Annotated in this window: 24 protein-coding genes; 16 read left to right on the top strand and 8 right to left on the bottom strand. The window is 35.3% G+C overall.

All coding sequences use genetic code 11. From position 1 onward, the window contains the following. Window positions 1-7: 7 nt before the first annotated feature. A complete protein-coding gene (locus tag LCF45_RS20040) occupies window positions 8-874 on the bottom strand; it encodes a DUF1002 domain-containing protein (protein WP_263893563.1) in 867 nt (288 codons plus the stop codon). 187 nt (window positions 875-1061) lie between these two features. On the opposite strand from LCF45_RS20040, the gene LCF45_RS20035 reads away from it, so the two are divergent. Continuing rightward, window positions 1062-1499, top strand: a complete 438-nt coding sequence (locus LCF45_RS20035; RefSeq protein WP_000853785.1) for a peptidylprolyl isomerase — start codon at window positions 1062-1064, stop codon at window positions 1497-1499. A gap of 485 nt (window positions 1500-1984) precedes the next feature. Further along, window positions 1985-2353 (top strand): GNAT family N-acetyltransferase RibT, encoded by a 369-nt coding sequence (gene ribT, locus LCF45_RS20030; protein WP_000908403.1) that lies wholly within the window; start codon window positions 1985-1987, stop codon window positions 2351-2353. A gap of 20 nt (window positions 2354-2373) precedes the next feature. On the opposite strand, the gene LCF45_RS20025 is transcribed toward ribT, so the two are convergent. Both LCF45_RS20025 and LCF45_RS20020 read right to left on the bottom strand, forming a co-directional pair. Further along, window positions 2374-2892, bottom strand: coding sequence for a DUF309 domain-containing protein (locus tag LCF45_RS20025; protein ID WP_002128947.1), 519 nt, complete (start codon window positions 2890-2892; stop codon window positions 2374-2376). Window positions 2893-2991: 99 nt separating this feature from the next. Beyond that, window positions 2992-3087 (bottom strand): YjcZ family sporulation protein, encoded by a 96-nt coding sequence (locus tag LCF45_RS20020; protein WP_000510194.1) that lies wholly within the window; start codon window positions 3085-3087, stop codon window positions 2992-2994. Window positions 3088-3256: 169 nt separating this feature from the next. Between LCF45_RS20020 and LCF45_RS20015 the strand changes: the two genes are divergently transcribed. The 6 genes from LCF45_RS20015 to phnF all read left to right on the top strand — a co-directional run bounded on the left by LCF45_RS20015 (window position 3257) and on the right by phnF (window position 8513). After that, window positions 3257-4000: a segregation/condensation protein A gene (locus LCF45_RS20015; protein ID WP_002128945.1), complete on the top strand. Its 744-nt coding sequence runs from the start codon at window positions 3257-3259 to the stop codon at window positions 3998-4000. Window positions 4001-4156: 156 nt separating this feature from the next. After that, window positions 4157-4729: an SMC-Scp complex subunit ScpB gene (gene scpB, locus LCF45_RS20010; RefSeq protein WP_002128944.1), complete on the top strand. Its 573-nt coding sequence runs from the start codon at window positions 4157-4159 to the stop codon at window positions 4727-4729. Window positions 4730-4807: 78 nt separating this feature from the next. After that, window positions 4808-5710 (top strand): ComEC/Rec2 family competence protein, encoded by a 903-nt coding sequence (locus tag LCF45_RS20005; protein ID WP_002128943.1) that lies wholly within the window; start codon window positions 4808-4810, stop codon window positions 5708-5710. Window positions 5711-5916: 206 nt separating this feature from the next. Next, window positions 5917-7059, top strand: a complete 1143-nt coding sequence (nagA, locus tag LCF45_RS20000) for an N-acetylglucosamine-6-phosphate deacetylase (protein WP_002088433.1) — start codon at window positions 5917-5919, stop codon at window positions 7057-7059. A gap of 4 nt (window positions 7060-7063) precedes the next feature. Then, a complete protein-coding gene (gene nagB / locus LCF45_RS19995) occupies window positions 7064-7852 on the top strand; it encodes a glucosamine-6-phosphate deaminase (protein WP_002033913.1) in 789 nt (262 codons plus the stop codon). Continuing rightward, window positions 7782-8513: a phosphonate metabolism transcriptional regulator PhnF gene (phnF, locus tag LCF45_RS19990; protein ID WP_078172874.1), complete on the top strand. Its 732-nt coding sequence runs from the start codon at window positions 7782-7784 to the stop codon at window positions 8511-8513. Before nagB ends, phnF begins: the two co-directional genes overlap by 71 nt. A gap of 73 nt (window positions 8514-8586) precedes the next feature. Here the strand turns inward: phnF and LCF45_RS19985 are convergent, their stop codons facing one another. Further along, on the bottom strand, window positions 8587-9405 hold the full coding sequence (locus LCF45_RS19985; RefSeq protein ID WP_002167724.1) for a Cof-type HAD-IIB family hydrolase: 819 nt from the start codon (window positions 9403-9405) through the stop codon (window positions 8587-8589). Window positions 9406-9570: 165 nt separating this feature from the next. On the opposite strand from LCF45_RS19985, the gene glcT reads away from it, so the two are divergent. The 4 genes from glcT to ptsP all read left to right on the top strand — a co-directional run bounded on the left by glcT (window position 9571) and on the right by ptsP (window position 14934). Continuing rightward, entirely contained in the window at window positions 9571-10419 is an 849-nt protein-coding gene (gene glcT, locus LCF45_RS19980; protein ID WP_002033914.1) for a glucose PTS transporter transcription antiterminator GlcT, read from the top strand. Window positions 10420-10759: 340 nt separating this feature from the next. Then, window positions 10760-12823 carry a PTS glucose transporter subunit IIABC gene (gene ptsG, locus LCF45_RS19975; protein WP_002014901.1) on the top strand — a complete coding sequence of 688 codons (2064 nt, stop codon included), beginning with the start codon at window positions 10760-10762 and terminating at the stop codon, window positions 12821-12823. Window positions 12824-12958: 135 nt separating this feature from the next. After that, window positions 12959-13222, top strand: a complete 264-nt coding sequence (gene ptsH / locus LCF45_RS19970) for a phosphocarrier protein HPr (protein WP_002033915.1) — start codon at window positions 12959-12961, stop codon at window positions 13220-13222. Continuing rightward, window positions 13222-14934 (top strand): phosphoenolpyruvate--protein phosphotransferase, encoded by a 1713-nt coding sequence (gene ptsP / locus LCF45_RS19965; RefSeq protein WP_002128938.1) that lies wholly within the window; start codon window positions 13222-13224, stop codon window positions 14932-14934. Before ptsH ends, ptsP begins: the two co-directional genes overlap by 1 nt. A gap of 96 nt (window positions 14935-15030) precedes the next feature. On the opposite strand, the gene LCF45_RS19960 is transcribed toward ptsP, so the two are convergent. From LCF45_RS19960 to LCF45_RS19950, 3 genes are all read right to left on the bottom strand, one after another. Further along, window positions 15031-15405, bottom strand: coding sequence for a DUF3915 domain-containing protein (locus tag LCF45_RS19960; RefSeq protein WP_263893346.1), 375 nt, complete (start codon window positions 15403-15405; stop codon window positions 15031-15033). A gap of 196 nt (window positions 15406-15601) precedes the next feature. Next, window positions 15602-15820, bottom strand: coding sequence for a hypothetical protein (locus LCF45_RS19955; RefSeq protein ID WP_002088422.1), 219 nt, complete (start codon window positions 15818-15820; stop codon window positions 15602-15604). A gap of 234 nt (window positions 15821-16054) precedes the next feature. Then, window positions 16055-16672 carry a nitroreductase family protein gene (locus tag LCF45_RS19950; protein WP_002033918.1) on the bottom strand — a complete coding sequence of 206 codons (618 nt, stop codon included), beginning with the start codon at window positions 16670-16672 and terminating at the stop codon, window positions 16055-16057. A 310-nt stretch (window positions 16673-16982) separates the two neighbouring features. Here LCF45_RS19950 and LCF45_RS19945 point away from each other — a divergent pair, with 310 nt between their 5' ends. From LCF45_RS19945 to LCF45_RS19930, 4 genes are all read left to right on the top strand, one after another. Then, window positions 16983-18275: a GGDEF domain-containing protein gene (locus LCF45_RS19945; protein ID WP_002128934.1), complete on the top strand. Its 1293-nt coding sequence runs from the start codon at window positions 16983-16985 to the stop codon at window positions 18273-18275. Window positions 18276-18424: 149 nt separating this feature from the next. Further along, window positions 18425-19555: a serine hydrolase domain-containing protein gene (locus LCF45_RS19940; protein WP_002128933.1), complete on the top strand. Its 1131-nt coding sequence runs from the start codon at window positions 18425-18427 to the stop codon at window positions 19553-19555. 4 nt (window positions 19556-19559) lie between these two features. Then, window positions 19560-20438 carry an NAD(P)-dependent oxidoreductase gene (locus LCF45_RS19935; protein WP_263893340.1) on the top strand — a complete coding sequence of 293 codons (879 nt, stop codon included), beginning with the start codon at window positions 19560-19562 and terminating at the stop codon, window positions 20436-20438. A gap of 5 nt (window positions 20439-20443) precedes the next feature. Next, window positions 20444-20776, top strand: coding sequence for a DUF3909 family protein (locus LCF45_RS19930; protein WP_002014892.1), 333 nt, complete (start codon window positions 20444-20446; stop codon window positions 20774-20776). Window positions 20777-20887: 111 nt separating this feature from the next. Here LCF45_RS19930 and LCF45_RS19925 read toward each other — a convergent pair whose 3' ends face one another. Continuing rightward, complete coding sequence (locus LCF45_RS19925; protein WP_002014891.1) at window positions 20888-21163, bottom strand: hypothetical protein; 276 nt, start codon at window positions 21161-21163, stop codon at window positions 20888-20890. Window positions 21164-21308 lie beyond the last annotated feature (145 nt).

Here is a 21308-nt window from a genome sequence, read left to right as displayed (position 1 = left end):
TTCTTTTTTACTTGAATAAAGATTTAACGAAATCAATGATACTAGAGAAGAAATCTTTTACTTTATCTAGGAAACTTTGCCCTTCTTCAGATCCTAAGAAGGCAGACACATGGTCTTTTGCTTTCTCTAATTGGCTACCAACTTGGTTCCAATCGATATTAAGATTTTTCATTTTATCAAATAACGCTACTAGGCTATCCAACTGTTCATCTGTTAATGTAATACCGAGTTGATCAGCAATTTTTTTAATTAATGTACGTAAATCTTCAGTTGTTTTTGGCTGTTCTTTTGCAATTTCTTCTTTAATTTTTGCAACAAGTTGAACTGCTTTTTCTTCGCCGATTTTATCACCAAGCTGGGCTGTTTGTACCATTTCTTCATTGGCTACTTTTTTTACTTCTTCAGGAATGGCTTTGTTTGATGTTGTTTCATAGGCCTTCATTAAACCTGTTAAAGCAGCAGTTCCTGAAACTTTAAATGGTGCAGTAATTTGAATCTCTGCATCTTTCACACCTGCTGTAATAAGTGAATTTGTGTACATTGCATCTGTTATCGAATTAATGTTTTTTGAGCGTACAATGAGACCTGACCCTGGTTTTGTGTATGTAATCATAGAAGAGGAAATAGCTCTCGTACCAATTTGCGCTTTTGGAACGATGCCCTCTAGAAATTTATGTTCTTCCGCATTAGATACAGTAATAATTTGTGCATCTTTTGGTGCTTTCATTTCTTTCAAAAGATCTTGTTTCTGTTGTTCAGATAAGTTTTCTCCTAGTGTAACAATTGATTCTCCCTCAATGATGTCTGCAAATGAAGCTGTTGGCATAATAAATACGGCTACAGCTAATAGCAGAGCTAGTAATTTCGTTTTCACGAAAAATCGCTCCCTTTCTCTTTCTTAAATTTTCGGGCAACACAGTTATTATAGTATATTTTTCTTATTTGTCACCTAGCTTCTTCCACATTTCAAAAAAGAAGTATGCAGATTGTCGGATTCTTTTTGTTTCTCGTCATGAATATGGTAATATAGTGCTGAGATAGTTGAAAGGAGACATATACATATGAAAACTTTAGGATACATATTAATGGAAAATGGCGAAAAAATCGATTTAGAATTTTTCCCAGAAGAGGCACCAAAAACAGTAGAAAACTTTAAAAAATTAGCAGAGCAAGGATTTTATGATGGTGTGACATTCCACCGCGTTATTCCTGGCTTCGTAAGCCAAGGTGGAGACCCAACAGGCACAGGAGCAGGTGGCCCAGGTTACTCTATCCCATGTGAAACTGATGGAAATCCTCATAGACATCTTGTTGGCTCACTTTCTATGGCACATGCTGGCCGTAATACAGGTGGTAGCCAATTCTTTGTTGTTCATGAGCCACAACCGCATTTAGATGGCGTACATACTGTATTCGGTAAAGCAACAAGCGGTATTGAAACAGTATTAAACATGCGTCAAGGCGATGTAATGAAAGAAGTTAAAGTTTGGGAAGAATAAGTTACGAGAAAAGGAGAGCGATTTTGCTCTCTTTTTTTATTTCCTATAAACAGGGATTGGTATATATTTTAAAGTATATGACACAAATAGGACGGCTACTAACGTTAAATTATATTGTTCATGAGAACAAACTTTTAACAAAATACATAGGATGGAGTACGAATTATATGCTTCAATAAATGTATTTCTCTTAACATATTGCTTTTGGTAGAACTACTTTGTTCAAAAGTGGTTAATAAGTGAAATGTGATGAGAAAGGGATTTTCCTTTTAGTTCCTATATAGTATTGTCTCTTTTTTGAGCGGTGTAATAGAAAGAAATAGCGTGGAAACATATATTTGACTTTCTTCTTAACGCTTTGTATGATTATCAAGTTGTTTCAGCCCCTTCTCACTCTGGTAAAAATATTGTAGAATGAATGTGATATGAAAAGAGTGATTGAGGGGATAAATAGTTTGTAACTTTTGTAAGAAGGGATAAGGGTTATGTTAATTCGTTTTAAAAAAAGTTATGAAAAAATTGCAATGGGGCTTCTTTCATTTATGCCAACTGAAAAAGATGTAAAAACATTACAATTGACAATGAAAGAATATGAAGCGAAAGAGGATTGGCAATTGTATTTGTGGAAACAAAATGAAGATTTTGTTGGGATAATGGGGATTATAAAAAAAGAAGATCAGGTATTGGAAATTCAGCATTTGAGCGTGAATCCGTCTCACCGTCATATGGGGATTGGGACGAAGATGGTTCAAGAGCTTAAGAGTAAATTTCTTGAGTTTACAATTTGCGGAAATGAGCAAACAGCAAGTTTTTGCAAAAAGTGTAAAGAGCTTGAACAAAATATACATTCATGAAAGCAGGGATAAGTAGTTTATTATCTCTGCTTTCTTTTTTGTAGTTGCTCGTGTCGCTCAGAAATGACTTCTGTTCGATCACGCAATGTGTGCTTACTTATGATGTATTCACCAGGAATGACGTTCACATCTTTCCAAGAGAGGTTTTGTTTCTTACATAACTGTATGCATTGTTTTTCTAACGATACGTCTAATAAGGGTAAAAATAACGGCGCAAAAATTTCCTTTTTGTGGATATAGTGTAATCTTTCATTTAATAAGAACATAAGTTGTTTATGATCTATTCCTAATTGATGTAAAGATGTACTGTTCTTTTCTAAAAGTGCTATTGCGCTTTTTATCATCTTCTCTGCACCATTCCAGTTGGATCGTCTGTGATGGTATAAGGAAACAGCAATTTGAATGAGACCGACTAAGTAATTGTCGCGTTCTCCTCTAGGTTTTAATTTCCAATACTCTTCTAATATTTCATGACATTCAAAATAATCATAGTCTCCGTGAAAATGAATTAAAAATTGTATGTACTCGGTAGGATACATTTTATTCGCTCCTGTCTAACGGTTATATGTACAGTTTATCATAGAAATATTAACAATAAGCGACTAGGGAAATATCCCTAGTCGCTTTATTGCGTCCTATTAGCAGAAGCAAGCTGCTCCTACAATGATTAGTAAAATGAACAGTACAACAAGTAATGCGAACCCACCGCTAAAACCGCAATCAACGTGACCCATAGTTTTTTGACCTCCTACATTGTTCTTACTACATTGTTATCATATGAAGCGGTGGGCATTATGACATGGGCATAGGTCTATTTTTAATTAAATTTCTTAAAAAGGTTGGATAGAACATGAGTATGCTCTATACTTATGGTGTTATAGAAAAAATGTGGTGGGATGCTTTGTGCAGTATAATTTTAAAGTAGAGGCTTTTGAAGGGCCTTTAGATCTATTGTTACACTTAATAAATCGTTACGAAATTGATATATATAATATTCCTGTAGCGAAAATTACAGAGCAATATCTATCTTATGTCCATACGATGAAAGAATTACAATTAGATGTTGCCAGTGAGTATTTAGTAATGGCTGCAACGTTATTACAAATTAAAAGTAAAATGTTGTTACCGAAACAAGAAGAAGATGTACCTGATAACGGTGAAGACTTTATAGATGATCCTCGTCAAGAATTGATGGAGAGGTTAATTGAATATAAGAAATATAAGCAAGTTGCTACTGAGTTAAAAGAAAGAGAACAAGAAAGAGCACAGCTATATACACGTCCGCCAATTGATTTTACATCATTTCAACAAGAAGAGGAGACAAGCTTACCTCTTGATGTTACGTTATATGATATGTTAGCGGCATTTCAAAAGCTAATGCGTCGTAAAAAAGCAAAAACCCCCGTAACAACGCGAATTACTCGCCAAGAAATACCAATTGCACAGCGAATGACTGATATTCTACAACAGTTAGAAGTAAGAGGCGGTCGTCAAAGCTTTTATGATTTGTTTGTTGATGAAGAACGTGAAATAATGGTTGTAACATTTTTAGCGGTTCTTGAGCTAATGAAAAATCAACAAATCATAATTGAGCAGGAACATAATTTTGATGAAATTTTCGTATCAAGCTCTAATAAATCCGTATAGAGTTGATGTGAAGATGGGATAGAAATATTTTATCTCATGTTAGGTTTTAATGTATCGTTTGGAACGAGAGAAGAAATATTGAACCGAACGCATTTACTGTGATTCGGTTTTTTTATGTGTGTTTTTTATGGGAAATAGGAGAAAGGAGTTCGTAAAATGGATAGAAAAGAACAAAAATCGATTATTGAAGGGCTTTTATTTGTTGCAGGTGACGAAGGGATTTATCCGGAACAGATAGCTAAAGTTCTGGAAGTTGAAGTGGAAGAAGTAATAAACAGTATAGAGGAAATGCAAAAAGAATGCGAAGGATCGAATCGCGGTTTGCAAATTGTACAATATGCAAAAGTGTATCGTTTTGCAACAAAGAAAGAACATGCTTCGTACTATCAAAAATTAATAGATACTCCAACCGCGGCTTCACTTTCTCAAGCAGCTCTTGAAACGTTGGCAATCGTTGCGTACCGTCAACCGATTACAAGGACAGAAATGGAAGAGATTAGAGGTGTGAAAACGGATAAGGCATTACAAACGTTAGTTTCACACTTACTTATAAAAGAAACGGGAAGAGCGGAAGGACCAGGGCGCCCTATTTTATACGGAACGACGAAAGAATTTCTAGATACGTTTGGATTGAAAACATTAGATGATTTACCACCTCTTTCGGAAGAAAATGAACAAATGAATGAAGCAGATTTATTCTTTGGTTCTTTACAGGAATTATCAAAATAAAAGCTTAGCATTTTGCTAAGCTTTTTTTGTATATCAATTACAGAGCGTGCCATACTAAATGAAAAAAGGAGACGAGTTATGAAAGGTGTACGGAGTATTCTATTGTTGGTTTCTGTTTTATTATGTTTTTCGTTAAACAGCGCATCGGCTAAAAGATATATGATGTCTATTCATACTGCGTCTTCTATACATATGCAGCGGCAACATTTCGGTAAAATGAAAGTGAGTTTTTTAAAAGTTGGACAAGGTGATGCGACACTTATTACATTGCCAAATGGTCAAACGATGTTAATAGATGGGGGTCCTTATGAAGCGGGAGAGGTCATTATTCAAAAACTAATTGAAAAAAGAATTAATCATTTAGATGTGATTGTAAGTACTCATCCTGATATGGACCATATAGGAGGACTTATTCCAATTGTAGAGCAAATGCCAGTTTCCCTCGTATTAGATAGCGGGAAAACATATAGTTCATTTACTTATCATACGTATCGAAATAACATTAAAAAAAGGGGCATTCCTTTCATTTCAGTGAAGGAAGGACAATACATACCGCTAGATCCACATGTTTCTATACAAGTATTAAACAATGGTAAATCGAAAGACGAGAATAACGAGTCCTCAATTGTGTTAAAGATTCGATATGGTAAAGCGGACTTTTTATTAATGGGTGATGCTGATATACGGACGGAAAATGAAATATTAAAGCAATTTGATGTACATGCAGATGTATTAAAAGTTGGGCATCATGGCTCGTATACTTCAACGAGTGAAACATTCTTAAAAAAAGTAGATCCACAATTCGCTATTCTTTCGTACGGGAGTAGAAATCCATATGGGCATCCTCATCAGAGTGTAGTAAGACGATTAAAACAGCGTGGTATAATGATATATGGAACAAACAAGCGAACTGTGGAAATAGAAACAGATGGTGAACATATTACTATGGGGGCAAGCGGTCTTATGCCATTACTTAAGTAACTAATTATATAAGAGGTTATTATCCATTTTGGTAAAAATGGATAATATATATTAGAATGAAAAAGAAATCAATTTCCTTTTTTCGCTGAACGAAGAGGAAATTTCATTAGAATGTATAGACAACTACTTGTGTGTATATTAAGATGGAATTAGGCGAATAAGGTAATAATAATAAGTAGGTATTTCATGGGAAAGGGTCGATGAAAATGAAAACGCAAGTTGTCATCAATGCCGAAATTTATACAGGTAAAGAAGTAGTGGAAAACGGATTTATTCGTTACACAGAAACAGTTAAAGAAATTGGTTTGATGGCTCAATATGTATCACAAGAAAATGAAACTGTGTTAGATGTGGCAGGAAAGATTGTGATTCCAGGTATGATTGATGTTCATATTCATGGTGGATACGATATTGATGCGATGGATGCAAATAGCGATGGATTAGTAACTCTTGGTAAAGAAATGTTAAAAGAAGGAGTTACAACTTACTTCCCAACAACAATGACACAAGCTCCAGAAGCGATTGAAGCGGCGCTAAGTGCTGCGAAGGAAGCGAAAGACAAAGGAGCACATTTCGAATATATTCACTTAGAAGGACCATATGTTTCAAAAAAACGTGCGGGTGCACAACCACTTGAACATATTGTTCCTGCGAGTATCGAGCAATTTAAACAATGGCAGGAAGCAAGCGGTAATTTAATTAAATTAGTAACATATGCACCAGAAGAAGAAGGTGCGTTAGAGTTTGAACAGTATCTTGCTGAAACAGGTGTTGTTGGCACAATGGGGCATACAGATGCAATTGATGCACAACTGAAAAATAGAAAAATTACACATGCAACACATTTATACAATCAAATGCGTGGATTACATCATCGTGAACCAGGAGTTGTTGGTCATGTGTTATTAAATCCAGATGTAATGGTTGAAGTAATTACAGATGGTATTCACATTCACCCTGATATGGTGAAATTAGCATATAAATTAAAAGGACCGAAAAAAGTAAGTGTCATTACAGATGCAATGCGTGCAAAAGGTCTTGAAGAAGGATTATATGAGCTTGGCGGACAGCCAGTACATGTAAAAGATGGCAGTGCCCGATTAGAAGATGGAACGTTAGCTGGTAGTATTTTAAAAATGGATCAAGCTTTCCGAAATGTAATTGAATTTACAGGATGTTCAATCGAGGAGGCAGTGTTAATGACATCAGTTAACCAAGCAGAAGAATTTGGATTAAATAATAAAGGCGCATTAGCGGTAGGTAAAGATGCAGACTTTGTTGTTATGACTGAAGAATTACATGTATATGATACGGTTCGTTTAGGAATTCATATGAAGGAAGGGAAGTAATTAGATGAATATTCTAGTTGTAAAAACTCCAGAAGAATTAGCAGAAGCAGGTTATAAGTTAATTAAAGAGGTTGTAAAATCAAAAGAAAATCCAACTTTAGGAATGGCTACAGGAAGCTCTCCATTAGGTATTTATGCAGAAATGCGAAAAAATAAACTTGATACAAGTCATGCAACCACTGTAAACTTAGATGAGTACGTAAATTTACCACACGAAGATAAAAACAGCTATCACTATTTCATGCAAGAACAGTTGTTTGATCATCTTCCATTTAAACAAACTTATGTACCGAATGGGATGGCAAGTGATTTAGAGGAAGAGTGCAAGCGTTATGAAGGCATTCTAGTAGCTAACCCAGTTGACTTACAGATTCTTGGAATCGGTGAAAACGGTCACATCGGATTTAATGAGCCAGGAACACCATTTAATTCTCCAACTAACATTGTAGAATTAACAGAATCTACACGCCAAGCAAACCTTCGCTTCTTTGAAAATGAAGAAGATGTGCCGACTCATGCGATTACAATGGGAATTGGAAGTATTATGAAAGCGAAACAAATTCTACTTGTTGCTATGGGATCTAAAAAGGCAGAAGCTATTAAAGAATTATTGCAAGGTGAATATAGTGAGGCGTGTCCTGCTACAGTTTTACAACGTCATCCGAATGTAACCGTAATCGCAGATCCAGAAGCTCTATCTTTATGCAGTGAGGCGATTGCTGATGAACATCGACAAGTATTCACCATTTCCGATTTATTATCAGATTCAAGAGTGGGTGAAACAGCTAATTGAGGAAGGCGAATGGAAGCCGGGAGATAAAATTCCGTCTGAGAATGAACTTTGTGATAAGTTCGAAGTGAGTCGTATGACAATCAGACAGGCGATTAATAACTTAGTGGAACAAGGTTATTTATACCGGAAACGTGGGATTGGAACGTTCGTCCAACTTCCGAAAGTGGAGCAAAAGTTGCAAGGAATGACGGGATTCACAGAAGATATGATATCTCGTGGTATGAAACCGAGCAGCCAGTTATTAAGTTTCCGCCTAGTTCCAGCTACTGCTAAAATAGCAGACCGGCTGAGAATACAAGAGGGAGAATCGGTTTATGAAGTGAGGCGTACGCGCTTAGCTGATGACGAACCGATTGCATTTGAGACGACATATTTGTCGCCAACTCTTGTGAAAGATATTAACGAAGAAATATTACAACAATCTTTATATGAACATTTAGAGAAAAAACTGGGCTTTAAGCTTGTTCGCGCTACTCAATCAATTGAAGCTTCAATTGCAACGGATAATGAAGCTGAACATCTGCATATTCCTAAAAAGGCGCCTGTACTTGTAATGCGTCAATGGTCATATTCAGAAGGTGAGTTACCGTTAGAGTATGTGAAATGTATTTATCGTGGGGATCGTTACAAGTTTATTACGAACATCGCACGTAACAAGTAATATATTTCAGTTTGTGAAGTACAGTGAACTTTGATGTTTTCAACATGTAAAGAAATAAAAATACGACTCATCCTTATAAGGATCGAGTCGTATTTTTATTTGCTTCTTCATTATAAACAAGTACTTGGTTAACGGCATCTTTGACAGTATCTACTACATAGTGAGCGTGCTCTTTTACCGCATCATCAGCTTGAGACATAGCAAAACTATGGGGAGTTAAGGAAAACATTGGAATATCATTGTAAGAATCCCCTATGCACGCAACCTCCTCTGGTTGTATTTGAAACTCTTGTAATAAAACAGAAATAGCAGAACCTTTACTAATATTTGGTGGCATTACATCTAAACATTGTTCAGCTGAAATGAAAGTACTAACTTTTCCATGGAATTTTTCATCGATCTTTTTTTGAAGGAGTTGTAAGTTTTCTTTTGTTCCACCGATAGAAATTTTATTTGGAAAAATTGTATCATCGATTTTCTGTAATAAATTTGGTTCTTCAACAGAAGTCATTGCTACTTGTTTTTCGAGTTCATGAATAAAAGGTGTCTTTTCTTCAATATAGTAATTATGCTCATCACTTACATAACGGAAATAAGGGTCTTGATTTGTCATAGCTAGTAAATCAGGAAGAATGCTGGAATCAAAATTTGCGGATAATAGTTGCTTATTTTCATTAGTGTATACAAACACACCATTTACACTAATACGATGGAAATTTGTATTTACAGCTTTCATTAAGTCTGCGATTTCATTATCAAGTCGTCCAGAAGCGAAGCAAAGAATAACATTTTGCTCAGCAAGACTGCGAAGTGCCGCAACATCCTGTTCATCAATCAGACCTCCATGCTGCATCATTGTACCGTCAATATCACTTACAAACATTTTAATCATGTTGCTATCTCCTTTCTATGTACAGTTGCTCTTACATTATACGCATCATATACAAACATGTCTAAAAAATGAATTTTTATCAAATGGTAGATGTTTTACATTGACGACAAAGAAGAATGTTCTGTAACATAAAAGTAGGCTATTTAAGTACGAGGGTGGTGTTATATGAGTAATTATCTAGAAATTAAAAAAGTTTTAAATAATAATGTCATCATTGCTAGCCATCCTGAACACGAGGAAGTAGTAGTGATCGGTAAAGGAATTGGATTTGGAAAAAAGGCTGAAGATGTGTTGGAGCAAGAACAAATTGAGAAAATGTTTGTTTTAAAAAATGAACGTGATCGAGAACAATACAAACTTTTAGTGCCGCATGTGAGTGAAAAGCTAATTGAATTGATGAATGATATTATGTTATACATTCAAGAAAAAGCGGAGTCTCCATTAAATGAACATATTCATATCGCTTTAACAGATCATATTTCTTTTGCAATTAAAAGGCTGAAACAAGGACTTACAATAGATAATCCTTTTTTAGTTGAAACGAAAATGCTATATCCAGAGGAATATGAAATTGCTGAAGGAGTTGTGAAACTTTTAAATTCTCGTTTGCAAATTACATTACCAGAAGGAGAAGTTGGCTTTATCGCACTCCATATTTATAGCTCGCTTACAAACTCTGATTTATCTTCTGTTAATCAAAATTCTCGTCTTATTGCACAACTTGTGTCTTTAATTGAGACAAACCTACAAATTACATTAGACCAAGAAAGCATTCATTATTTACGCCTTATTCGCCATTTACAATATGCTATTGAACGGGTGAAAAAAGGAGAAAAAGTAGAAGAAGCACAAAGTTTTGCTGATTTATTAAAATTAGAATATCCAGTTTGTTACAATTTGGCGTGGAAGCTAGTCAAAGTAATGCAGAACGAATTACAACTTCCTGTTTATGAAGCGGAGAGTATTTATTTAACGATGCATTTACAACGATTAGTGAAAGCAGAACATGTGTAAAAAGACATATATTTTTGTCTAAAATGAAAACGTTAAAAAAAATGATTGAATCGCTTACAATAGTTATGTATAATAACTATTGCAAAGTTATACAAAATTCGACAAACACATTAAGGTAAATAACGAAAACGTTTGCTTTAATTATAGTGAACTTATACGTAATCCTATTTTTGACACGTGTTACTGATTCGATCAGGCATGAGTGGAGAAAAGTTGGGAATGTAAGCTAAAGAAAGGGACATACTACCCTTTGTATAGCTATCGTTCTATCTTTTTTTTCCTCATGCCTTTTTGGCGTTTGTCGAAAAGTATCAATATAGATAAGAGAGGAAGGGTTTCCATGTTTAAGAAGATCTTTGGTGTTCTTCAAAAAGTCGGAAAAGCGCTTATGCTTCCAGTAGCGATTTTACCGGCAGCAGGTATTTTACTTGGATTTGGTAATGCATTTCAAAATCCACAACTAACAAATGTTATCCCTGCTTTAAAAGCAGATTGGTTCGTAATGGTTGCAAAAATTATGGAACAATCTGGCGATATTATTTTCGCTAACCTTGCGCTATTATTCGCAGTTGGGGTAGCGATCGGTTTAGCTGGTGGAGACGGAGTAGCTGGTTTAGCAGCGTTCGTCGGATACTTAATTATGAACAAAACGATGAGTGTATTCTTAGAAGTAGATAAACTAGTGAAAGTAACAAGCACTGGAACAGATCCAGTAAAAATTGGATTTTCAGATCCAGCATATGCAAACGTATTAGGAATTCCAACGCTGCAAACAGGAGTGTTTGGTGGTATTATCGTCGGGATAGTAGCGGCATATTGTTATAATAAATACTTCAACATTGAATTACCATCATACTTAGGTTTCTTTGCAGGTAAGCGTTTCGTACCAATCGCAACTGCAACATTCTCTTTAGTGGTAGGTATTATCATGTGCTTCATTTGGCCATACATTCAGGGTGGCTTAAATACGTTCTCACATCAAATGATTGATGCAAATAGAACGATAGCAGCATTTATATTCGGTTTAATCGAACGTTCATTAATTCCATTTGGATTACATCATATTTTCTATTCACCGTTCTGGTTCGAATTCGGTCAGTATACAAATGCAGCTGGCGAATTAATCCGTGGTGACCAAAAAATCTTTATGGCACAGTTAAAAGACGGCGTAGAATTAACAGCAGGTACATTTACAACTGGTAAGTATCCGTTCATGATGTTCGGTCTTCCAGCAGCAGCTTTAGCAATGTACCATGAAGCACGTCCGGAAAATAAAAAATTAGCAGCTGGTATTTTAGGATCTGCTGCATTAACATCTTTCTTAACAGGTATTACAGAACCGCTTGAATTTTCATTCTTATTCGTAGCACCAGTATTATTCGGAATTCATGCAGTATTCGCTGGTCTATCATTTATGACAATGCAAATTTTAGGTGTTAAAATTGGTATGACATTCTCTGGTGGTTTAATTGACTTCATATTATTCGGTGTACTACCAGGTCGTACGGCATGGTGGTGGGTAATTATTGTTGGTCTTGTACTAGCAGTTATTTACTACTTCGGATTCCGTTTCGCAATCCGTAAATGGAACTTAAAAACACCTGGTCGTGAAGTAGCGAATGCTAATGAAGGCGCAGGGAAAACAGAAGCAGGAGAACTTCCACGTGAAGTATTAGTAGCACTTGGTGGTAAAGAAAACATTGCTTCGTTAGATGCTTGTATTACTCGTTTACGCGTTCAAGTTAACGAACAAAAAAATGTAAATAAAGACCGTTTAAAAGAGCTTGGAGCAGCCGGTGTACTTGAAGTTGGAAATAACATTCAAGCTATTTTCGGACCGAAATCTGACACGTTAAAATCACAAATTCATGATATTATGTCGGGTCGTACACCTCATGTGGAAAAAGAAGCGCCTGTAAAAGTGGAAGAAGCTCCTCAACAGGTTGATGAAAATGAAACAATCGTTTCACCAATTGAAGGGAAAATCTTACCGATTACAGAAGTACCTGACCAAGTATTCTCAGGGAAAATGATGGGAGATGGATTTGCGATTGAGCCAACAGAAGGAACAGTAGTTTCTCCGGTTAATGGTGAGATTGTAAATGTATTCCCTACAAAACATGCGATTGGTATTCAGTCTGAAGGCGGAAAAGAAATTTTAATCCACTTCGGTATTGATACTGTAAAATTAAATGGTGAAGGCTTTGAAGCGCTTGTAGCACAAGGTGATAAAGTGAAGCAAGGACAACCATTATTAAAAGTAGATCTTGCATTTGTAAAAGAAAATGCACCATCTATTATTACACCAATCGTCTTTACGAATTTACAACAAGGGCAACAAGTCGAATTGAAAAAAGATGGAAATGTTAAGAAGGGCGAAAACGCTATTATTGACATTCAGTAGGAATTTGACGCAAAATGTTTATAATTATAATAGGCGATGTGGTTGACCGAACATCGCCTATTATATACAATAGATGATGTAGTACTCACGTCTATACAACTAAAAAAATACTGTATTTGAAGGAGATAAATTATCATGGAAAAAATCTTTAAAGTAACTAGCGACTCAGGAATTCATGCTCGTCCAGCAACTCTACTTGTAAACACTGCAAGCAAATTTGGTTCTGACATCAACTTAGAGTATAACGGAAAAAACGTTAACTTAAAATCAATCATGGGTGTTATGTCTTTAGGAATTCAACAAGGCGCGGAAATTAAGGTCACTGCAAATGGTGATGATGCAGCTCAAGCACTAGCAGCTATCGAAGAAACTATGAAAAACGAAGGATTAGGAGAATAATGACTCTTAACATTCAAGGGATCGCTGCATCAAGTGGGATTGCTATTGCAAAGGCTTTCAGACTTGAGAATCCTGAATTTAACATTGAAAAGAAATCAATTACAGACGAAGCTGCTGAAATTGCACGCTTAGACGCTGCGCTTGAGAAAGCAAAATCTGAACTAGAAGCTATTAAGGACCATGCTTTTGCTGAGCTAGGTGCTGATAAAGCTGCTATCTTTGAAGCACATTTATTAGTATTAAATGATCCGGAATTAGTAAATCCAGTAAAAGATAAAGTAAATGGCGAAAAAGTAAATGCTGAATTTGCAATGGATGAAGTTGCATCAATGTTTATTTCTATGTTTGAAAACATGGATAACGAATACATGAAAGAACGTGCTGCGGATATTCGCGACGTAACAAAACGTGTTCTTGCACATTTACTAGGAATTAACTTCTCAAACCCTGGTACAATTTCTGAAGAAGTAATCATCATTGCTGAAGATTTAACACCATCTGATACAGCTCAGTTAAACCGTAAGTATGCAAAAGGTTTCACAACTGATATCGGTGGACGTACATCTCACTCTGCAATTATGGCTCGTTCTATGGAAATTCCAGCTGTTGTTGGTACGAAAGTTGTTATGGAGAAAATCCAAAACGGCGATATCGTAATCATTGACGGTTTAGATGGAGAAGTAATTGTAAACCCATCTGAAGAAACTCTTCGTTCTTTTGAAGAAAAGAAAGCGAAATTTGAAGAGCAAAAAGTTGTATGGGCAAAATTAAAAGACCAAGCAACTGTAACAAGTGATGGACATCACGTTGAGCTTGTTGCTAATATCGGAACACCAAATGATGTACAAGGTATTATCGATAATGGCGGAGAAGGCGTTGGTTTATACCGCACAGAATTCTTATACATGGGCCGTGACAATCTTCCAACAGAAGAAGAGCAGTTCGAAGCGTATAAAGCAGTTCTTGAAGGTGTAAAAGAAGATCAACCAGTCGTTGTTCGTACACTTGACATCGGTGGAGATAAAGAACTTCCATACTTACATTTACCAAAAGAAATGAACCCATTCTTAGGATACCGTGCAATTCGCTTATGTCTTGATGAGCAAGATGTGTTCCGTACACAACTTCGTGCATTACTTCGTGCTAGCGTATACGGTAACTTGAAAATTATGTTCCCAATGATTGCAACTCTTGATGAGTTCCGTCAAGCGAAAGCAATCTTATTAGAAGAGAAAGCAAAACTTGTAGAAGCGGGTACAACTGTTTCTGATTCTATTGAAGTTGGTATGATGGTTGAAATTCCAGCTTCAGCAGTATTAGCAGATCAATTCGCCAAAGAAGTTGATTTCTTCTCTATCGGAACAAATGACTTAATCCAATACACAATGGCTGCAGACCGTATGAACGAACAAGTAGCTTACTTATACCAACCATATAACCCATCTATTTTACGTCTTGTAAAAATGGTTATCGATGCTGCTCATAAAGAGGGCAAATGGGCTGGTATGTGTGGTGAGATGGCGGGAGATTCACTTGCTATCCCATTATTATTAGGATTAGGCTTAGATGAGTTCAGTATGAGTGCAACATCTATCCTTCCTGCAAGAACACAACTAAGCAAGTTGTCAAAAGCAGAAATGGAAACATTAGCAGAAAAAGCATTAACAATGTCAACTGCTGAAGAAGTTGTTGAATTAGTTAAAAGCATATAATAGTAAAAAAACCTGAGTCGATTTGAAATCGGTCTCAGGTTTTTTCTATGAGAAAAGTAAATCTTATTTTCTTACTATAGAGGATAAGGAACAGAATTAGATAGCGATTGCAACGATATCAGTTGGGCATACACGTAAAATACCAGTAAAAGTATTTCGATTTTGATTGTTCTTATCGTCTTTATCGTTAGCTTTGTCGTCTTTGTTATTACGAGCTAAAGCAGAGAAAAGAGCAACGCCGTTAGCGAAACCTTCAAAAATTACATTGTTGAATGTTCCGTTACCTCTAATGCTTAAAAGAGAAAGTTCTGTTCCAACTGAAATGCTAGCAAGTACGTTACATACAGCTGTTTGTTGTGGTTTTACCTCTTTCTCTTTCTCGCGATGATCGCGATGGTCGCGATGGTCACACTCTCTTTCACGATGATGACAGTCTCTAAAGTTATCACAGCATCCAAATGATCCAAACATAATCCTCATCACCCCCTTCACACTTATAATCTATGTAAGTTCGGTAGTTAGTGACTGGACAGATAATGGAAATTTTTCTAGGGGATTTTCTCATTTTAAATGACTAGATGGGTATTTAGTATGGAATGATGTTTAAAATAGGGGAAATGTCACAAAAAAATGTAAAGACCACCGAAATGAATGAATTAGGTAGCCTTTACACTTTTTTGCTTTTATATAAAACGATGATATATACAGGAAGAGCTAAGAGTAGTGGTGCAATGGATCGTGCAGTATGTTTTTCTGCTTCTAATTGTAACGCTTCTTCTTTAGGGAATTGTAACACTGATATGTTTGCAGCATCGCCAATAAAATATAGCAGTAGTACAGTTACTATGTAACTCAAAAGTGCGATAAAGCTTCCGTATGAACTCAATGAAAATCCCTCTCTTGTTATCTATTTGTTATCATTGTATCACAATTGTAACAAAAATACACGGTTATATTTCAATGCTTTAACAAATTTCGACACAAAACGCCATATTTGTTTATGGTGATAGCGTAAAAATTACAATTTCTCTATGTGTAGATGTCGAATAATACATTGTAATATTACGGATGTGTGACAGAATATAAAAAAACGAAGGTAATGAAATTACCTTCGTTTTTATTATTTCGCCCATTCACTTACTTGTTCTACGCTCATGCGCGGTGCAGGGTGACCTTTTAAAGTGGATTCACCAATTGTAATAAGCATAATTGGTACGTAACGAGATGAAACATTAAATTCTTCCATTAGTGCTTGTGGGTTGAAACCACCAATTGCGCAAGTATCCCAGCCAGTTGCTTTAGCAGCAAGCATAAGTTGCATTGCTGCTAAAGCAGCATTTGAAAAGGCAGCATCTCGTGGGTATTGCTCACGAGTATATGCAGATTCAATATTTTTAGCTAAGCGCTCTTTTGCGTCTGCTTTCATAAATCCTTGTTCTACAATTGGACCGTAAACAGGTTCAACATTTTTATATGCCTCTAAATCACCTAAAATAGCGACTACGGCAGAAGCATCAAGAATTTGTTGTTGGTTATAAGCAATTGGGTGTAATCGTTTTTGTACATCTTCGCCTTGGAAAACAAGGAATTTCCAGTGTTGCAAGTTCCAAGCAGAAGGTGCTTGCGCAGCTGCTTTTAAAATTTCATGTAACTCTGTAGATGAAATTTCTTTTTCAGGGTTGAATGCACGTGTAGATGTGCGTTCATATAAAACGTTAAAAAAGTCATTGTTTGTCATTATATATCCTCCAAATTAAATATCAACTTAATATAAAATAAATGTAATATACTCTACTTACATTTTGTAAGTTATTGAATTTAAGAATATAATACCTTTATTTTAATTGTCAAGTTTTAAATAGTAAGGCAGGGCATTCATACAAACGATACAATTCATATAATCATACACTAAAAAAGGAATTTCCAGAGCAGATAAGCGAAGATAACATTCTCAATTAGCTTGTTAATATGAGTTCCTCACAATTCTTTATAAAATGATTGTGAGGAATTCAGTAAAACAAGATATATGAAGTGAGTGAAGACTAGTGATGAACATACTACATTTTTTATTAGAGAATACTGTTTTCCAAAATGTATTACAAGATCTTCAGTTGAATGTCCTTTATATAGAAGATGGATGTACACATCAACAAACGATAGAAAACGTCCATCCAAAATGTATGTTTATAGCAAATAGTTTTGAAGAAGGAGAAATATTGTTTCATAGAACTAGACCACATATTGTAATTATGTATGTAACAGATTTCGCTCAAATAAAATATATAAAGAATATATATAATTCACAGAGCACATTCATTATCATTTGGGATCAACAGATAGATAATCAGTTTGCAGATTTACTACTGTTAGGAATACGTAATATTGTTATAGCACCAGTAACTCCACAAGTGGTACTAGAGGAAGTGAATAAGAGTTTATATCAACTTTCTTTAGTGCGGCAAGTAGGTTTACAACAAGAATTGCTTCAAACGATGTTTGATTTTCAAAATGATTTATTATTTATAGTAGAAGATGATGAGATTGTTGATTGTAATACGAATTTTTTACAATTCTTCGGACATGATAATTTATTTACGTATCGTGAACAACATTTAGTGTTTGCAGAACATCTTATTAGAGAAAACGGATATTATTCGACGACTCACGATATAACATGGCTGGATGATACTTTATCAAATGGAAGAAGAATTAAAATGTACAATTATGAAGGAGAAGCATTTACTTTTCTATTACGTGCGACACCATTACCAGAAGACTTATCGCGATTTATAGTAAAATGCACAGAGATTACAGAATTAGATGAAATCTATCAAGAGCAAGAAAGATTGGCTATGATAGATTCATTGACAGAAATATATAATCGCTTGAAATTCCAACAAATATTGGAGACAGAGTGGGAGAATGTATTACGTAATGATGAAAAAGTTGCACTTATTTTGTTTGATATAGATAATTTTAAATCAGTAAATGACACATATGGTCATGATTTTGGCGATTTAGCATTAGTACAACTTGCAGATCTTATGAAATCTAAAGTTGAAGATCAACATGTATTTGCAAGATGGGGAGGAGAGGAATTTATAATATTAGTGACAAATACGGTAGAAAAAGAAGCGTTTCAAGTTGCGGAATCATTGCGATTTTTCATTGAAACAAAGCATTTCTCTGGAATTTCGAAATTAACAGCGAGTTTTGGAGTTGCGTTATATGAGCAAGGGATTACAAGAGAAGAGTTAATGCAAAGAGCGGATATTGCGTTATATGAAGCGAAAAAAAATGGGAAAAATCAAGTATGTATATATAGAAAAGAAAAAATGTGATTTTTCGCAACAAATTGTTGCGATTTTTTTTTATTACTTGATAATAGAATATAGGGGACCATTTTAACCGAGAAGCTCCCACTTCAAGTAAGCTCGCAAGAGAGACTAAGTGGTGGGTAGTTCACATGAAGTAATTACGGAGGAACAATATGATAAAAAAAATAACGGTTATGGCTTCACTGTCTGCTGTAGTTTGCGGCGGAGTATACTATTTTCTCTATAGTCCCGATCCAAAGGAACAAGCAGTATTAACAACAAAGGTAACTCCTGCTATTGAGTCAGAGGTACAGGATAATATAGAAGAAGTACAAAAAATTGATTATGCTAGTATATCTCAAAAGTTAGATCAGTATTTAGTAGGAAAGCAATTTAATGGGACAGTTTTGGTGACAGATAAAGAGCATGTTATATTGAATAAAGGATATGGATATGCTGATGTTCAAAATAAAATAGAAAATACGCCTCAAACAAAATATCGTATCGGTTCTATTACGAAAACAGTTGTTGCTACATCCATTCTACAGTTACAAGAACAAGGGAAGTTAAATATCCAAGATAATGTAAATAAATACATTCCTTCATTTCCAGCAGATAAACACATCACGTTATATCACTTATTAACGCATACATCTGGTTTACCGGAAAATGGGGAAGGGAAGGTTAATGTAGCTTCACGTATAAATTTAGTAACTTGGATTGGAAGTCAAAAATTAGAGTTTCCACCAGGAACAGGTTGGAAGTATACGGATTATAATTATATGGTGCTCGCTTATATTATAGAAAATATAACGAAAAAGCCTTTAGGAGACTATGTAAAAGAAAATATATTTACAAAGGCCGAGATGCATGAATCAGGTATGGGAAATATGGTGCCTGGAGATAAAAACTTCACGAAGGGGTATGTGAAGAAAGATCAAGAGCTTGTACTAGCACAAAAATTAGGGATGGACTGGTTATATGGATCGGGTGAGATGTATACGACAGTAGGGGATATGAAAAAATTAGATGAAGCGATTATAAATGGAAAGCTTCTTTCTGAACAAAGTATACAAGCGATGTTTACACCTTCACAAGAAAGAAAATATGCATTTAGCTTTTACATATATCCAGATTATTTCCATAACCATGGTGTACTATCTGGTTGGAACACTTTCAATAATTTTAATAAAGAAAAAGGAACTTTTGTTATTTTATTTTCAAATGTGAAAAATAGTATGGATGATGATTTTAATAAAGAGTTCCGAAAGATGGTAAATGATTTATTAGAACAAAGGGGATGAGAAGATGGAAAATAAAAATTTATCAATAGGTTTCATTGGTATTGGTGTAATGGGAAAAAGTATGGTACATCATTTAATGCAAGGCGGTCATAAAGTATATGTATATAATAGAACGAAAGCGAAGGCAGCTTCTTTAGTGCAAGAGGGTGCGACTTGGTGTGATACACCGAAAGCGTTAGTAAAGCAAGTTGATGTTATTATGACGATGGTTGGTTATCCTCATGATGTAGAAGAAGTGTACTTTGGGATTGATGGAATTTTAGAACATGCAAATGAAGGTACGATAGCAATTGACTTTACAACATCTACACCAACATTGGCAAAACGTATTAATGAAGTTGCGAAAAGCAAGAATATATATACATTAGATGCACCAGTATCTGGCGGGGACATTGGGGCTAAAGAAGCAAGACTAGCAATTATGGTCGGTGGAGAGAACAGAATATATGATATTTGCTTACCTCTATTTGAAAAACTAGGAACAAATATTCAGTTGCAAGGCCCTGCTGGGAGTGGACAACATACAAAAATGTGCAATCAAATAGCAATTGCTTCTAACATGATAGGAGTATGTGAAGCGGTAGCATATGCGAAAAAGGCTGGACTTAATGCAGATAAAGTATTAGAGAGTATTTCGACAGGAGCAGCAGGTAGCTGGTCATTAAGTAATTTAGCTCCTCGAATGTTAAAAGGAGATTTTGAACCTGGCTTTTATGTAAAGCATTTTATGAAAGATATGAAGATTGCTTTAGATGAAGCTGAAAAATTACAATTACCAGTACCGGGTTTAACCCTAGCGAAGGAATTGTATGAAGAGCTAATCGCAGATGGAAAAGAGAATAGCGGAACACAAGTATTATACAAAAAGTATATAAGGGGGTAAATGGAATGGATCTCCAAAAGTTTGACGAGATGATTGATGCTGTGCAGCGAGCAACTTGTGTACAGATTAATGATAAGCAAAAAGAAGCTTTTAAACAAAAATACGATTTTGGACCAGATTTTGAATATGGAAGAGATGAGAAAGGGCATTATGTTATCCGAAGCTCGAAAAAGATGTTAGAGGAAATGGAGTTTTATTTGGCATTGAAATATGATCGAGATGGAATTGTCCTTTATATGCATGCTGAGATTGAAGGGACATGTCATGTATCCGTTAGCTACAGTGAAGATGCACTTCATTTGCAAGAATTGTTTCAATTTCTAGAAGAAAATAAATAAAAAGTCCTCATTTGAGGACTTTTTATTTATTTAGGCAGGCATAATATTTAAGTTGGATAATTTATCCCGCTATTTGTGGGCAGTAAAACTCCCACTGATTAAAGTTTCACTTTATAGGCTGGAAGCGCGGCGGCATCGTTCAATTGGGAATGGAATAACTTGGGCAATGTGATTAGGGCCGAGCTGTTTCGCGCGAGCATGGCGTAGTATATAAAATGCGCACAGAATAGAAACAGGAATAGCACCATATAAACCGAAAAATAAAGCGCTTACACATGATGCAACAAAACCTAAAACACCAACTTCTAATTCTTCCATAATAGCTCCTAAAATGACAGGAATAGCTCCGCATGTAACTCCTAGTATAAGTGCGATAAGTAAACTCATGATTATCCCCCTCTGTTTGCAATATTCTTTTCCTTCTTATTAGTTGTAGTATATCATACGTAAAACAGAATTTTCAGAAAAATTTCAAAAAAAGTTCAATAAATGTTCAAAAAAAATTCCGAAATATACTTGATAAAGTGGAATT

It is taken from the genome of Bacillus sp. 41-22, assembly GCF_025809295.1.
GTDB classification, from domain to species: domain Bacteria; phylum Bacillota; class Bacilli; order Bacillales; family Bacillaceae_G; genus Bacillus_A; species Bacillus_A mycoides.
The sequence above is the reverse complement of the archived record's forward strand: the minus strand, read 5'-3'. Positions and strand labels throughout refer to the sequence as shown.